We start from the raw sequence: 15,274 nt of genomic DNA, 5'->3' as shown, positions 1-15,274 counted from the left end.
AAGGATAAGCTATGGAAATGACAAGAGCAGTGCGCATCGCCACACAGGATAATGTGGCGGTGGCACTGACTAAAATAGAGAAAGGTGAATGCCTGCAGGTAGGAAATGTGGAAGTTACGGCCTGTGAGGAAATTCCCCAAGGACATAAAATTGCGCTGCGGGATATTGCAGCTGATGAAAATATCATAAAGTATGGTTATCCGATAGGTCATGCAACCTGCGCCATCCGTTCAGGCTGCTGGGTACATACCCACAACCTGCAGACGAATCTCAAGGGCGAGGTCGAATATGTTTATGAGCCGCAGGTTCGCGATTTGAAACCTCAACCGGCACAGACGTTCACAGGTTATCTGCGAAAGGATGGCCGGGCAGGCATCCGCAATGAGATTTGGATTATCCCCACTGTGGGCTGTGTCAATGATGTGGTGCTGAAACTGGCGCAGGCCAATCAGGACCTGCAGGGTGAAAATATCGATGGCATCCATGCTTTCACGCATCCCTTCGGCTGCAGCCAGACCGGTGCTGACCATGCCCAGACCAGAAAGCTTTTGGCGGCGCTGGTCAATCACCCCAATGCCGGGGCTGTGCTGGTGGTGCACTTAGGCTGTGAGAACTGCACCCATGAACAGTTTGTGGAGGAGCTCGGAGACTTTGACCGGGAGCGGGTGCGCTTCCTCAACTGTCAGCAGGCAGAGGATGAACTGGCTGCCGGCCGTCAGCTGCTGCAGGAACTGGCAGCTTATGCCAGCCGCTTTAAGCGGCTGGCACTGCCCACAAGCAAGCTGGTGGTGGGGCTGAAATGCGGGGCTTCCGATGGGCTTTCCGGAATTACCGCCAATCCCACTGTGGGACGGTTCAGCGATTTGCTGCTGAGTCAGGGCGGCAGTACCATCCTGACGGAGGTACCGGAAATGTTCGGCGCAGAAGGCATCCTTTTGGGACGGTGCCGCAATCAGCAGGTGTTTGACAAGGCGGCGGCCATGCTCAATGGCTTCAAGGATTACTTCATCTCCCATCACGAGGTGGTTTACGATAATCCCAGCCCCGGCAACAAGCAGGGGGGCATCACCACACTGGAGGACAAGAGCTGCGGCTGTGTTCAAAAGGGCGGTACGGCGCCAATAGAAGATGTGCTGGGCTACGGAGAGCAGGTAAAGACACAGGGCCTGAATCTGCTCTATGGGCCGGGCAATGACCTGGTATCCAGCACGGCTCTGGCTGCGGCCGGCGCCGCGATGATTCTCTTCACCACGGGCCGGGGAACGCCTTTTGGTTCGCCGGTGCCCACGGTCAAGATTGCGACCAACAGCCAGTTGGCCGGACGCAAGCCGCACTGGATTGACTTCAATGCCGGTACGGTGGCGGCAGGTGAAGCGTTGGATGAAGCGGGCAAGCGCCTGTTGGATAAAGTCTTACAGGTTGCCAGCGGCGAACCCACGAACAACGAGAAAAACGGCTATCGCCAGATTTCCATTTTCAAAGATGGTGTTGTGTTATAGGAAGGACTGATTTTCCGTTATGAAGGCTTTTATGGGGAAAGATTTTATGCTTCGCAATCAGACAGGTCAGAGGATGTATGAAGAATATGCCCGGGACTTGCCGCTGGTTGACTATCATTGCCATATCTCACCCAAAGAGATTTTTGAAGACCGCCGCTTTGACAATATCGCGCAGATTTGGCTGGGCGGGCGCAATGCGGATGGCACTTATTTCGGAGATCATTATAAATGGCGGGTGATGCGCACGAACGGTGTACCTGAGGACATGGTTACCGGCGGGGCGGATCCCTATGAAAAGTTCAGTGCCTTTACGAAATCGTTGGAAATGGCTATCGGCAATCCCATGTATCACTGGTGCAATCTGGAGCTGCATAAATATTTCGGCGTGACCGAACCCCTTACCGAGAGCAATATGAAAGCGGTCTGGGACAAAGCCAACGACATGCTGCAGCATAACCCGGATATGTCCGTGCGGGGCCTGATTCGCCAGTCCAAGGTGGATTACATCGGCACCACGGATGATCCCATTGACAATTTGGAATGGCATGAGAAACTGGCTGCGGATGAAACCGTGGACTTCAAGGTCTGTCCGTCCTTCCGTCCGGATAAAGCCATCAATATCCATAAAGATGGTTTTCCTGCGTATATGGAAAAATTGGCGGCCAGTGTGGGCAAGGATAAACTAGCCTCCATCGAAGATGTGCTGGCAGCGCTTACGGAACGGATTGCCTACTTCAAGAAACATGGCTGCCGGGCCAGCGACCACGGTTTGGATTATGTGATGTTCAACCATCAGGGGCTGGATGCTGCGGATAAGGCCTATAAAAAAGCCCTTGCTGGCGAAACGCTCACACAGGCTGAGGCCGAGGCTTATCAGACCGAAGTGCTCCTGCATCTGGCCCGGGAATATCATAAAGCGCAGATTGTGATGGAAATCCACTATTCCTGCAGCCGCGACAACAATGAAAAGATGTTTGCCCTGCAGGGGCCGGATACGGGCTTTGACATGATTGCCCAGACCACCTGCATCGGCAATCTGGCTAAATTCATGAGCGAGCTCTACAAGGAAGGGAATCTTCCACAAATGATTCTGTTCTCACTAGACAGCACGGATTTTGACCGGATTGCCTCCCTGATGGGCTGCTTCCAGTCGGAGGAAATGCCCGGCAAGATTCAGATGGGTTCGGCCTGGTGGTTCCTCGATACCAAGGATGGCATGGAAAAGCAAATGCGCTCACTGGCTAGGCTTTCCCTGCTGGGGAACTTCGTTGGCATGCTGACGGATTCCCGTTCCTTCCTGTCGTATACCCGTCATGATTACTTCCGACGCATCCTGTGCAATATCATTGGTGACTGGGTGGAACATGGAGAGTATCCCTGCCATGAAGCATCTTTGCAGAAGATTGTGGAAGGCATCAGTTATAAAAACGCAGTCCGCTACTTCCATATTTAAGAGTGGCATGTAAAGGAAAGGATTTAGAGAAAATGAAAGAGATATTCAAGCAGTTCAAGGAGATTGGGATTATCCCCGTGGTGGTGATGGAAGATGCACAGTATGCAGAAAAACTCGCCGATGTCCTCTGTGATAACGGCCTGCCCTGTGCCGAGGTCACCTTCCGCACGGCAGCAGCTGCTGAGGTGATTTCCCGCATGGTAAAACATCGTCCGGAACTTCTAGTCGGTGCGGGAACTGTGCTCACCACGCAGGAAGTGGATTTGGCCATTGAGGCGGGCGCAAAGTTTATCGTTAGCCCGGGCCTCAATCCGGAAGTGGTCAGATATTGTCAGTCCAAGGATATGCCGGTGGCACCGGGAACCCAGACCCCCAGTGAAATGGAACAGGCCATTGGCCTGGGGCTGGATTTTGTGAAGTTCTTCCCCGCGGAACCAGCGGGCGGGCTCAAGATGATCAAGGCGGTGGCTGCACCTTATGGCCAGCTGGTCTTTATGCCGACAGGCGGTATTACGCCGGAAAATGTCCGCGTTTATCTGTCTGATGAAAAGATTTTGGCCTGCGGTGGCAGCTGGATGGTCAAGCAGCAGATGATGGCTGACGGTGACTGGGACGGTATTACCAAGCTTGTCCGTGAGGCCGCCACGATTGTCAAGGAGGTAAGAGGACGCGGCAAGCAGGCTGTGAACAGCTTGTATCGCAAAAATAAATCAGACTATTTACAAAAGCGCAAATTGAAGATTTCTTGATTAGGAAATGAAATGAGGTCATAAACGTGGCATTTTCCTGGAATCAAAAACTTTATAAGGAAATTCTGGCTAAATTCAAGCCGCCACATCCCCGCACAAGGGCTTGCCGGATTACAGACAGCCGGTATCAGGCACTTTGGCGGTCGGTGGAAGAAATCTACTACGAGCATCCTTGGGGGCCTTACGAGGGCAGCAGGGATGAGCTGAAGAAAGATTTGGCCTACCGGCAGGAAAAATTGCTGGAACGGCACCAGCAGGTATTATTTCATGGCGAGGCCATCCAGCAGGCCATTGATGATATGGCGCAGGCGGGCGGCGGCCGGGTGGAAATTCCGGCAGGTATCTGGTATACCGGAGCGCTGGACCTCAGGTCGCATGTGGAGCTGCATCTGGAGGACGGCGCAAGACTTTGCTTTATCCGCAACAAGAGCAATGTCTTTTATCCCCTGCGCTATACCCGCTGGGAAGGCGTGGAATGCATGAACTTCTCGCCGTTCATCTATGCGGATGGCGCGGAAGACATCAGCATTACGGGACAAGGTACATTGGATGGGCAGGCGGATGAATTCAACTGGATGCCCTGGAAATTCGGTTACTTTGGTGAGCCGGAGCAGGAGCAGCAGCGACAGCGTCTCTTTCAGGCTGGTGCAGAGGGAATCCCGGTTCGTCAGCGGATTTTTGCCGATGATGTATCCACGCTGCGGCCCCCCTTTATCCAGTTCTACAATAGCAAGGATATTCGCATTACGGGCGTGCATATCGTCAATTCCCCCTTTTGGGAAATCAATCCGGTACTTTGCGAGAATGTCTGGATTAAAGGTGTGCATATTGAGACGGATCTCTACAACAATGATGGCATTGATCCGGAATCCAGCCGCAATGTGCTGATTGAGGATTGCTACTTCCTCACCGGGGATGACTGCATTGCCATCAAATCCGGGCGCAATGAGGATGGACGGCGCATCGGGGTGCCGACAGCTAATGTGATTATCCGTCATAACCGCTTTGCTAACGGGCATGGCGGCATCACGCTGGGCAGTGAGATTTCCGGCGGCGTGCATGATGTGTTTGCCGCAGGCAATCACTTCGACAGCCCCAACCTCGATTATCCGATCCGCTTCAAGACCAACGCCATGCGGGGCGGCACGCTGGAAAATGTCTATGTGAGGGACAGCGTGGTCAACAAGGCACGGTTAGCGGTGGTGCATGCCGATTTCTTCTACGAAGAGGGCCATATGGGAGAAAACCTCCCCCAGCTGGATAATATCACGCTGGATGGTTTTTGGACGGCAGAAGGCGGCAGCATTGATGCGAAATATGCCTTTTATCTTAAAGGTTTTGCCGATGCTCCCATTGAAAACATCACCTTCCGGGATATGAAGCTCGAAGGGGTGACGGGGGAGGCCGTGCTGGAAAATGTCCATGCGCTGGCCTTTGAGAATGTGACGATTAATGGTAAACGTCAGCCGGACCGGCTGGTGGATATTGGCTCTGATGGGCAGGTTAGATAAGAGCTGGAGTTTTAATGATGTGAGTTAGGAGGAGCAAGATGGAAACAAGAAAAGTAACCTGGTGGAACGTGCTGGGCTATGCCTGTTTGAATTTCCTGGGTGGTGGTACACAGGCACTCAGTTCCGCATTTCTGATGCTGTTTTACACGATGTATTGCGATATTCCCGCTGTTCAGGCAGGTCTGATCTTTACCATTGCCAGATGTATTGACGCCGTTGGCAATCCGGTGATGGGCTATATCAGCGATAACTTTGGCCGTACCAGATTGGGCAAGCGCTTCGGGCGGCGCAAGTTCTTCATCCTGACGGGTATTCCACTGGTGCTTATCACCTATCCGATCCTTTGGACTCCGGGACACAGTTTTGAATTCTATGTGGTTGCCAATATCATTTACGAAGTGGTCTTCACCAGTGTTATGGTTCCTGGCCCGACGCTGCCGGCAGAAATGACGCAGGTTGCAGCTGAAAAGACCAAGCTGGTTTCGGCCAAACAGTATTGCGGCACCTTTGCCAGCACGATTGCCCTCTTGTTCCCGGCTTTCTTCTTCCAGCGTTTCGGTGAAGGCAATCTGGATGCCTTCTTCTATACGGGCCTGACTTATGCTGTAGTGGTTTCCCTCTCCCTGGCTGTTATGTATTTCCTGACCTATGAGCGTGCTCCCGAGGACATTCACTATACGGAAGAAATGGGTTCGGTATCCCATGTACTGCGCAAATTGGTCAATGATGTGTTCGCTTCCATGCGCATCCGGGCTTTCCGCCTCCATGCCGGCATGATGCTCTTTATCGGCATCTACAAGAATCTGGCTGCTGGTGTTTTCACCTATTATGTAATCTACGCCTTGTCCCTGTCTGTAAGCGCAACTTCCATTATCACGAGTTTTGCTACTTTGGTTTCCTTTATCGCGTTGGCTATTTTCATCACCATCTGCTATCGCCGCGGCGGCCCGTTCGCTTTCAAAGTGGTTGGTGTTATCGTGACGGCTTCGCTGGTTGGTTATTATGTCCTGTTCCAGAATCAGTCCAGCATGGGCGAAGAGGCTGTGATTGTCTGGCTGACGGTGCTGGCCATCATCAACAATGTGGGCAAGGCCGGTGCGGATTACATCCCCGTATTCCAGCTGCCCTTCATGGCTGACATTGATGAAGCCGTTACCATGGAACGCCGCGAAGGTATCTTCACAGGGGTAAATGGCCTGCTTTCGAAGCTGGCTTCGGCTGCGGAAGGTTTCCTGCTGGGCGTAGGCCTTGCACTCTTCGGTTTTGAAAAGGGCGCTGGCCAGCAGACGGCTATGGCTATTGATGGTGTACTGGTTATGACCATTGTGGTGCCAATCGTTCTCTGCGCTATCGTTTACCTGATTTCGCGTAATCTGACCCTGACCAAAGAAAATCATAAGCTCCTCGTGGATGAGGTGCATCGCATCCGTTCGGGCGGCAGCATGGCCGATGTGACGCCGGAAACCCGCAAGGCGGTAGAATCCCTGACGGGTTGGAAGTATGAGCAGTGCTTCGGTCACAATGATTTGATGCGTGTCCATGATGAACCCAAGAGTGCCCATTCCTACTGAATTCACCGATTAATTTTTGTAATATTTAGGAGAGAACGAAGAAAATGAAAAAATACTCACAGTGGATGGCTGATTCCGTTATACAGCGCAAGACCGACCTTACGAGCTATTGGGCTTATGAATTTGGGCTGACGCTGGACGGCATTGCGGAGGTCTGGCGTCAGACAGGAGAGCAGAAATACTTCGATTATATCAAGTCCTGCATGGATACGTTTATCGGGGAAGATGGCAGTATCCGGGGCTATGATGTGAAGGAGTACAATATCGACCACCTCAACAATGGCAAGATACTGCTGACCATCTACAAGGAAACCCATGAGGAAAAATACCACAAGGCCCTGGAGCTTCTGCGCAGCCAGATTGAGCATCATCCCCGCACGAAGGAAGGGGTGTTCTGGCACAAGGAAATCTATCCGGAGCAAATCTGGCTGGACGGCCTCTATATGGGCGCGACTTTCTATGCCAAATACGTCAGCGAGTTCAGCCGCAGCATGGAGGAATATGATGATATTGCCCGGCAGTTCATCATTGCCCGCAAGCATACGCTCGATGAGCAGACAGGTCTTTTGTATCACGCCTATGATGATGCCCGTCAGCAGCCCTGGGCCAATAAATTGACCGGACTGTCCAAGCATTTCTGGGCCCGTTCCATCGGTTGGTATTGTATGGCACTGGTGGATACTTTGGCAGAGCTGCCGGCTGATAATAAATATAAGCCGGAACTCATCAAGATTCTGAATGAAACGATGGAAGCGCTGATAAAGGTAGCCAGCCCCAAGTCACATGTCTGGTATCAGGTGCCGGATTGCGGCGAACGTCCGGGCAATTATGTGGAAGCATCCGGCTCGTCCATGATTGCCTATGCCCTGTTCAAGGGCGTGCGTATGGGCTGGCTGCCGGAGAGCATGCGGGAATTTGCCAAACTCTCCTATCATGGACTCATTGATGAGTTCATCACCGAGACGCCCATGGGCACCATCTGCCTCAACAAGATTTGCTTTGTGGCAGGTTTGGGCGGCAAGCCAACCAAGGCGTATGGGGAACGTGATGGTTCCTTTGCCTACTATATTAGTGAGCCGATTGTCACCAATGAACCCAAGGGATTAGGGCCCTTCATTCTGGCAGCTGCGGAGTATGAACGCCTCTAAAAGAAAGTTGCTTGTGAATGGAGGATTTATGGAAAGCAATATAGAATATAAATAAATTGTATGAAACATAAGAGAACAAGCTAAGGAAAAGGGATGACTACTGTGTTGCAATTAGGTATCAGGCTTCATGATATGCGGGCGGGAACACTCGCTGAGCGGGCTGCCTGGGCCCGGGGCCAGGGATTTTCCTGTGTGCATCTGGCATTGGAGAAAACCATACCGGGCTTTGTGATGAGTCCGGGAAAACTGACCGCCGGACTGGGCAAGCATTTGCGGGAGGTATTTTCTGCGCATAAGGTGGATGTAGCGGTGCTGGGATGTTATAAGAATCTCGCGCATCCGGACCCGCAGGAACTGCAAAAGATTCAGGAGAATTATATTGCACATCTGCGCATGGCGAAGGCGCTTGATTGCTCAGTAGTGGGAACGGAGACCGGAGCTCCGAATGCGGATTATCACTATGAGGAAGCTTGCCATAGTGAGGCAGCTCTGCAGACTTTTCTACATAATCTTGCCCCGGTGGTAGAAGCAGCGGAACATTTCGGTACGCTTCTGGCCATCGAACCAGTCTGGAATCATATCGTCTGGAACCCGCAGGTGGCCAGACGGGTGATTCGGGAGATGGCTTCACCGAATCTGCGGATTATCTTTGACCCCGTGAACCTCCTGTCCATGGAGAATTATATGGAGCGGGAGCGGGTGATTGGCGAGGCAATCGAATGTTTTGGTGAATATGTGGAAGTTGTCCATCTGAAGGATTTTCAGATAACGGAACATGGGCTTACTGCGATGGCTCCGGGAACGGGGCTTATGGATTACAAGCCATTGCTTGCCTATCTGAAGCAGGAAAAATGCGGCATTCAGGCTACGCTGGAAAATACCCGTCCGGACAATGCTGTGACTGCACGAAAATATTTGGAAGAACTTTATGCTGAACTTTGAGTTCAGTTGGCAGGAAAGGAACGATTATTATGGCCGAGGTACTGACGATTGGTGAGCCCATGGGGCTCTTTGTGGCACAGGAGGCAAAGCCGTTGAAGGATGTACAGACATTCACCCGTCTGGTATGCGGGGCGGAAGTGAATTTTTCCATCGGGCTTTCCCGGCTTGGGCATACGGTCTCCTATGTATCCCGGGTGGGCAGTGACCCCATCGGCCAGCATATCCGGGATTTCCTGAAGGAAAACGGCATTGAGGACAGTTATGTGCAGATTGACCGGGAACATCTGACCGGCATGCAGTTCAAAGAAATGGCACCGGAAGGAACTGACCCACTGGTGGTCAACTACCGCCGCCATACGGCATTTTCCCATTTTGCACCGGAGGACTTGCGGGGGATTGACTGGCAGGGCGTGAAGCATGTTCATGTAACGGGCATCCCCGCGGCTTTGTCTGACAGCTGCTGTGCGTCTGTGGAAGCACTCATGGATGCTGCCCATGCTCATGAGGCGACGGTATCCTTCGACCCCAACTTGCGGCCGGCTCTCTGGCCTTCTCATAAGGTCATGGTCAGGACTTTGAACCGTCTGGCAGCAAAGGCTGACCTGATTCTGCCGGGACTGGGCGAAGGCAAGATTCTCACCGGAATGGAAAAGCCGGAGCAGATAGCGGATTTTTATCTGGCTCGTGGGGCCAAGGCTGTGGTCATTAAATTGGGCGGCAGTAAGGGCGCCTATGGCAAGGAGCGGGAAGGCAAGGAATTTATCGCGCCGTCCTTCCGGGTGGAACATGTGGTGGATACGGTAGGAGCCGGGGATGGTTTCGCCGTGGGTACTGTATCGGCTCTGCTGGAGGGCAGGACGCTGGAAGAAGCCGCTTTGCGCGGCGCTGCGATTGGTGCACTAGCCATCATGTCGGCAGGTGACAATGAGGGCTTGCCCAATCGTACGGAATTACAACATTTTATGGAGGCAGTTTGAACAATGGATATTCGTTATTCGGCAAATCAGAGAGATTTCAAGCGTTATACGACGGAGGAAGTACGGCAGGAGTTCTTGATGGAAAACCTGTTCTGCGCCGATATGGTAACAGCCGTTTACTCCCATGTGGACCGCATGGTGACCTTTGGTTGCATGCCGGTCAAGGAGGAAGTGCCGCTGGATAAGGGCATTGATGTCTGGCACAATTTCGGTACGAAGTTCATCCTGGAGCGCCGGGAAATCGGTATCTTCAACGTAGGCGGCGCCGGCACGATTACGGCAGATGGCGTGGCCTACGAATTGGGATATAAAGACTGCCTCTATATCACCATGGGCACGAAGCAAGTTACCTTCAAGAGTCAGGATGGCGATAGGCCGGCCAAGTTCTACATGGTTTCAGCACCCGCCCATAAGGCCTGCCAGACGAAACTTCTGACCATCAAGGATGCCAACAAGGTACCCTGTGGGGATGCCAAGACCAGCAATAAGCGCACCATCAATCAGTTTATCCATCCGGACGTTCTGGAAACCTGCCAGCTATCGATGGGGATGACTTCACTAGAGCCGGGCAGTGTCTGGAATACCATGCCGGCCCATACGCATGAGCGCCGCATGGAAATCTATTTCTACTTCGAGATTCCGGAAAATGAAGTGGTGTTCCATATGATGGGCGAACCGCAGGAAACTCGCCATGTGGTGATGCAGAACGAACAGGCCATCATCAGCCCGTCTTGGAGCATCCATGCCGGCTGCGGCACCGCCAACTATACGTTTATCTGGGCTATGGGCGGTGAGAACAAGGCGTTTGACGATATGGACCACATCAAGAATACGGAACTGAGATAAGGAGCGCATAGAGATGGATATGGAATACCTGAAACAATTCTCGCTGGACGGCAAGGTGGCACTGGTGACCGGTGCAGCTTATGGCATTGGTTTTGCCATTGCCAAAGCCTATGCCAAGGCTGGGGCTAAAATCGCTTTCAACTGCCGTGGTGAAAAGCATATGGAGGAAGCCTTGGCCGCTTACAAGGCCGAAGGCTTCGAGGCAAAGGGTTATTACTGCGATGTGACGAAGGAAGATGAAGTGCAGAAGATGGTGGCTGATATCGAAAAGGAACTGGGCACCATTGATATTCTCGTGAATAATGCCGGTATCATCAAGCGCATTCCCATGCTGGAAATGTCGGCTGAGGACTTCCGGCAGGTGGTGGATATCGACCTCAACGCACCGTTCATCGTATCCAAGGCCGTGATTCCGGGCATGCTGAAAAAAGGCCATGGCAAGATTATCAATATCTGCTCCATGATGAGCGAACTGGGCCGGGAAACGGTATCGGCCTATGCAGCTGCCAAGGGCGGTCTCAAGATGCTGACGCGCAACATCTGCTCGGAGTATGGCAATGCCAATATCCAGTGCAATGGCATTGGCCCAGGCTATATCGCCACGCCGCAGACGGCTCCGCTGCGCACGCCGGGACATCCTTTCAATGAGTTCATTCTGGGCAAGACGCCGGCTAACCGCTGGGGAACCACAGAGGATTTGGAAGGTCCGGCCATCTTCTTAGCCTCGGATGCTTCAAACTTTGTCAACGGCCATATCCTTTATGTGGATGGGGGGATTCTGGCCTATATCGGCAAGCAGCCCTGAGACAAAGAAAAACGTGCAGAGGTGAATCCTAATGGCAGTCCATGTAATCAATGAAGCGAGACGTTGCCTGCAATGCAAGAAGCCAATGTGTCAGCTGCAAGGTTGTCCCATTGGCACAAATATCCCGGAAATGATCCGGCTGTTCCTGGCCGGTCAGGGAAATGAGGCCGCAGCGATGTTATTTGCCAACAATCCCATGAGCATAATCTGCTCGCTGGTTTGCGACCATGAAAAACAATGCGAAGGTCATTGTATTCAGGGGCGCAAGGGCAGTGCGGTGCAGATTTCCAGTATTGAGCATTATATATCCAATGGCTTCTTTGAGAAGCTGCAGCTGGAAAAACAGCCGCCCAAAGGACAGCGGGTAGCGGTAATCGGCAGCGGTCCTGCGGGGCTGGTGGTGGCGGTGGAGATGGCACAGAAAGGTTATGATGTGACCATCTTTGAGCGCAAGAGCCATATCGGTGGTATGATGCGTTATGGCATTCCAGACTTTCGCCTGCCGCGGACGATTCTGAGCCGCTACAAGGAAAAAATGCGCCAATTGGGTATCCATATCCGGCCGCATACCACCATTGGCGGAGCTTTGCATCTGGATGATTTAATCAGCGATGGCTATCAGGCTATCTTCATTGGTACGGGGACTTGGCGGGCACGGCGTTTGGGCGTACCCGGGGAGAGTCTGGGCAATGTCCATTATGCCATTGATTATCTGCAAAATCCCGGCGCCTATGCGTTAGGCGAGCGGGTGGCGGTGATTGGGGCCGGCAATTCGGCCATGGATGCAGCCCGCACGGCTTTGCGGCAGGGCAGCCGTTTCGTCACCATCTATGCGCGCAGCAATCATGTCACGGCCAGCCAGCGGGAACTGGATTATGCCATCGCCGATGGCGCGGAGATGCTCTATGGCATGGCTGTGGAGAAGATTACAGAACAGGGGCCTGTCTTTGTCAAACGGGAATTGTCCGAGGCTGGCGAAATAATCAGTCAGGGGCAGCCGGAACTGGCTCCGGCTGACAGCACCATTATCGCCGTCAGTCAGCAGCCTAAGGACAAGCTGGTGAATACGACCTCGGGGCTTGATGTGAATGATAAGGGGCTGGTGGCTGTAGATGAACATGGACAGACTACCCGTCCGGGAATCTTTTCAGCCGGTGATGTCGTCACCGGCCCATGGAATGTAGTGCAGGCAGCCAAAGCCGCCAAAGAAGTGGCAGGGCAAATGGATGCTTATTTGCAATCTATAAGCTGAATGATTATAAGGAATATCCGTAACGTAAAAAGTCCGCTGATAAAATGTCAGCGGGCTTTTTAGTGAATTGCAGTTTGTGGGGGAGTTCGTGCGAATGGTATTCTGTTCATACGTTGTCAGGGGTGAATGGGGGAGTAATTTTTCTGTTTTCCGCTAAACGACCCCTTCGCAAGATAGAGTTGTCCAGTTACCTGCGCCGGGCAGGCCAACGGCGCTGCTTTCAGCGTATTTGCTTAGCTGCTTCCTACAGGGGCCGGCCTTCACTGCGTTCAGGCAATCGCTCCCTACAGAAAAATCACTCTCCCATTCGCCCCAAGATACGGATTATGCTATTGCCACGAACTCGTTGCTTCCGTAACAAGAACATCGATGTGCTTGCTGCTTGTCACCGAGAATAATACATTTTATACAGATGCTGCTTCGGGCGGAGGTGGTGATGCTTTTCGCCGTGGAACGACTGTCCGAACGCAGTGAGGACTGGCCCACAAACGGCACAGACTAAACACTGGGCTGAACATACGCGCCGCCGGTCTTGCCCGGCGCAGGTAACTAAAAAGTTCATACATTTACTTGTGGGTCATTCAGTGCAACGGCGAAAAGTATTACCACCTCCGCCCTACTGAGCCGTAACAAAAATATTTCAGCACGTACTGACAAAAATCTGTAGCAGCCGTGTTTATTTATGGGCTTTGATGCAATCCAGAAATTCCTGTCCGTATTTGTGCAGCTTCATTTCGCCGATACCTTTGACATCCAGCATTTCATCGAGCGTGGCGGGCTGGACGCGGCACATGTCTTTGAGGGTGGCGTCGGAAAAGACCACATAGGGTGGGACGTGTTCGCGGGTGGCGATTTCCTTGCGCAGGTGGCGCAAATGGTCGAAGAGTTCTGGTGCTGCGGGTTCTTTTTCCTTCTCCGGTTTGGGTACGGCCTGCCAGACTTTTTCCTGTCCTTTGAGGACGGGATAGGCAGCGGGCTTGAGCGTGACTACGGGGAATTTGCTTTCGGTCAGGCCTAAGTAGTCCGTGGCGATAAAGCGCTGAATTAATAGCTTGATGTCAGCCAGCGTCCGTTCCTTCATAAGGCCGAAGGTCGAGAGTTTATCGAAATGGAGTTCCTTTACCCGCTTGTCGCTGGAACCTTTGAGCACCTGTGCGACAAGCGTCAGACCGAAGCGCTCGTGCATGCGGTAGACGCAGGAAAAGACCTTCTGGGCATCGATGGTTACATCGGTTTTTTCGAGCCCGGCCTTGCAGTTGCCGCAATTATCGCAGGTTATCTCTGCACTCGTATCGCCAAAGTAACTGATGATGAAATGACGCAGGCATTCCGGCGTATGGCAGTAGTCCACCATCTTTTGCAGAGTGCCGAGGTTGTGCGCCTTGCGTTCCTCGTTTTCGATTGACACGTCAATCAGATATTTCTGCGTCATGACGTCCTGCGGGGAGTAGAGTAAAATGCAGCTGCCGGGTTCGCCGTCGCGCCCTGCGCGCCCTGCTTCCTGATAGTAGGCTTCGATGTTTTTGGGCATATTGTAGTGGATGACATAGCGGACATTTGACTTGTCAATTCCTATGCCGAAAGCGTTGGTGGCCACAATGACCTGCACGTTGTCGTAGAGAAAATCATCCTGTGCCTGATTGCGTTGTTTGTCGGACAGGCCTGCATGGTAGCGTCCTACGGCAAACTTTTTCTTTTTGAGGTGTTCGTAGAGGCTGTCCACTTCCTTGCGGGTGGCGGCGTAAATAATGCCGGCCTCCTCCTTATGTGCTTTCAGGTATTTTTCGATAAATTTCTTCTTATCCTCGCCGCGGCGCACTTCAAAATAGAGGTTGGGACGGTCAAAGCCCGTGACATGAATCCGCGGCTGGCGCAGGTGCAAGAGGCTGATGATGTCCTCTTTGACTTCCGGTGTGGCCGTAGCGGTAAAAGCGCTGACCAGCGGACGGCGGGGGAGTCCTGCAATAAAGGGGGCAATCTGCCGGTAGCTGGGGCGGAAGTCATGGCCCCATTGGGAGAGACAGTGGGCTTCATCCACGGCCACCATGGAGATTTCCTGCCGTTCGATGATGTAGCGGAAGTAGTCGGTGTCCAGCCGTTCCGGGGCCACATAGATGAGCTTGTAGCGGCCTTCGGCAATGGCGCTGAAGCGGGCGTTTGTTTGCTCAAGGGTCAACTGGCTGTTGATATAGGTAGCGGGTACGCCCTGTTCGGCCAGCGCATCCACCTGGTCTTTCATCAGGGAGATAAGCGGCGAGATGACAAGGGTAATGCCCGGGAATACCAGCGCGGGCAGCTGAAAGCAGATGCTCTTGCCCGCTCCTGTCGGCATGATGGCCAATGTGTCAGAGCCTTGCAAGAGGCTTTCCACCACTGGCTTTTGGGCGGGGCGGAAGTCGGGATAACCGTAATATTTGCGCAGGAGATTCTGCGCTTCAGCAAAATATGGATTTTCCACGAAAAATACACCTATTTCTAATGCAAATTTAATCTGTTTCTCATAGAATTACAACGTATCTAT

12 protein-coding genes are annotated in these 15,274 nt (G+C 52.7%); 11 read left to right on the top strand and 1 reads right to left on the bottom strand.

Annotated elements, in window-relative coordinates; all coding sequences use genetic code 11:
* The first annotated feature begins 11 nt into the window (after nucleotides 1–11).
* From T320_RS08800 to T320_RS08750, 11 genes are all read left to right on the top strand, one after another.
* Nucleotides 12–1,499, top strand: coding sequence for a UxaA family hydrolase (locus T320_RS08800; protein WP_197019402.1), 1,488 nt, complete (start codon nucleotides 12–14; stop codon nucleotides 1,497–1,499).
* 31 nt (nucleotides 1,500–1,530) lie between these two features.
* Complete coding sequence (uxaC, locus tag T320_RS08795) at nucleotides 1,531–2,952, top strand: glucuronate isomerase (RefSeq protein ID WP_231465877.1); 1,422 nt, start codon at nucleotides 1,531–1,533, stop codon at nucleotides 2,950–2,952.
* 32 nt (nucleotides 2,953–2,984) lie between these two features.
* The gene (locus tag T320_RS08790; RefSeq protein ID WP_037354970.1) at nucleotides 2,985–3,701 is read left to right on the top strand and encodes a bifunctional 4-hydroxy-2-oxoglutarate aldolase/2-dehydro-3-deoxy-phosphogluconate aldolase; all 717 of its coding nucleotides are present in this window, start codon (nucleotides 2,985–2,987) and stop codon (nucleotides 3,699–3,701) included.
* Between the two features lie 26 nt (nucleotides 3,702–3,727).
* Complete coding sequence (locus T320_RS08785; RefSeq protein WP_037354969.1) at nucleotides 3,728–5,212, top strand: glycoside hydrolase family 28 protein; 1,485 nt, start codon at nucleotides 3,728–3,730, stop codon at nucleotides 5,210–5,212.
* Between the two features lie 38 nt (nucleotides 5,213–5,250).
* Complete coding sequence (locus T320_RS08780) at nucleotides 5,251–6,783, top strand: MFS transporter (RefSeq protein ID WP_026761416.1); 1,533 nt, start codon at nucleotides 5,251–5,253, stop codon at nucleotides 6,781–6,783.
* A gap of 44 nt (nucleotides 6,784–6,827) precedes the next feature.
* Entirely contained in the window at nucleotides 6,828–7,931 is a 1,104-nt protein-coding gene (locus tag T320_RS08775) for a glycoside hydrolase family 88/105 protein (protein ID WP_037354967.1), read from the top strand.
* Between the two features lie 93 nt (nucleotides 7,932–8,024).
* Nucleotides 8,025–8,873 (top strand): sugar phosphate isomerase/epimerase family protein, encoded by an 849-nt coding sequence (locus T320_RS08770; RefSeq protein WP_231465876.1) that lies wholly within the window; start codon nucleotides 8,025–8,027, stop codon nucleotides 8,871–8,873.
* A 29-nt stretch (nucleotides 8,874–8,902) separates the two neighbouring features.
* Nucleotides 8,903–9,850 (top strand): sugar kinase, encoded by a 948-nt coding sequence (locus T320_RS08765; protein WP_037354964.1) that lies wholly within the window; start codon nucleotides 8,903–8,905, stop codon nucleotides 9,848–9,850.
* Nucleotides 9,851–9,853: 3 nt separating this feature from the next.
* Nucleotides 9,854–10,696 carry a 5-dehydro-4-deoxy-D-glucuronate isomerase gene (gene kduI / locus T320_RS08760; protein ID WP_037354962.1) on the top strand — a complete coding sequence of 281 codons (843 nt, stop codon included), beginning with the start codon at nucleotides 9,854–9,856 and terminating at the stop codon, nucleotides 10,694–10,696.
* Between the two features lie 13 nt (nucleotides 10,697–10,709).
* On the top strand, nucleotides 10,710–11,501 hold the full coding sequence (locus tag T320_RS08755) for a gluconate 5-dehydrogenase (protein WP_081824807.1): 792 nt from the start codon (nucleotides 10,710–10,712) through the stop codon (nucleotides 11,499–11,501).
* A gap of 31 nt (nucleotides 11,502–11,532) precedes the next feature.
* Nucleotides 11,533–12,753, top strand: a complete 1,221-nt coding sequence (locus tag T320_RS08750; protein WP_037354960.1) for an NAD(P)-dependent oxidoreductase — start codon at nucleotides 11,533–11,535, stop codon at nucleotides 12,751–12,753.
* A gap of 676 nt (nucleotides 12,754–13,429) precedes the next feature.
* Here T320_RS08750 and recQ read toward each other — a convergent pair.
* Entirely contained in the window at nucleotides 13,430–15,211 is a 1,782-nt protein-coding gene (gene recQ / locus T320_RS08745) for a DNA helicase RecQ (RefSeq protein WP_037354957.1), read from the bottom strand.
* Nucleotides 15,212–15,274: the final 63 nt, after the last annotated feature.

It is taken from the genome of Selenomonas sp. FC4001, from assembly GCF_000701565.1.
In the GTDB taxonomy this organism is placed as follows: Bacteria; Bacillota; Negativicutes; order Selenomonadales; family Selenomonadaceae; genus Selenomonas_A; species Selenomonas_A ruminantium_B.
Note: the sequence above shows the minus strand (reverse complement) of the source record. Positions and strands in the feature narration are given on the sequence as shown.

Excerpts from the sequence above, each read along its gene's own strand:
- uxaC (WP_231465877.1), top strand. The coding sequence starts at position 1,531 with ATGGGGAAAGATTTTATGCTTCGCAATCAGACAGGTCAGAGGATGTAT.
- T320_RS08800 (WP_197019402.1), top strand. The coding sequence starts at position 12 with ATGGAAATGACAAGAGCAGTGCGCATCGCCACACAGGATAATGTGGCG.
- T320_RS08765 (WP_037354964.1), top strand. The coding sequence starts at position 8,903 with ATGGCCGAGGTACTGACGATTGGTGAGCCCATGGGGCTCTTTGTGGCA.
- T320_RS08790 (WP_037354970.1), top strand. The coding sequence starts at position 2,985 with ATGAAAGAGATATTCAAGCAGTTCAAGGAGATTGGGATTATCCCCGTG.
- T320_RS08750 (WP_037354960.1), top strand. The coding sequence starts at position 11,533 with ATGGCAGTCCATGTAATCAATGAAGCGAGACGTTGCCTGCAATGCAAG.
- kduI (WP_037354962.1), top strand. The coding sequence starts at position 9,854 with ATGGATATTCGTTATTCGGCAAATCAGAGAGATTTCAAGCGTTATACG.
- T320_RS08755 (WP_081824807.1), top strand. The coding sequence starts at position 10,710 with ATGGATATGGAATACCTGAAACAATTCTCGCTGGACGGCAAGGTGGCA.
- T320_RS08775 (WP_037354967.1), top strand. The coding sequence starts at position 6,828 with ATGAAAAAATACTCACAGTGGATGGCTGATTCCGTTATACAGCGCAAG.
- T320_RS08780 (WP_026761416.1), top strand. The coding sequence starts at position 5,251 with ATGGAAACAAGAAAAGTAACCTGGTGGAACGTGCTGGGCTATGCCTGT.
- T320_RS08770 (WP_231465876.1), top strand. The coding sequence starts at position 8,025 with ATGACTACTGTGTTGCAATTAGGTATCAGGCTTCATGATATGCGGGCG.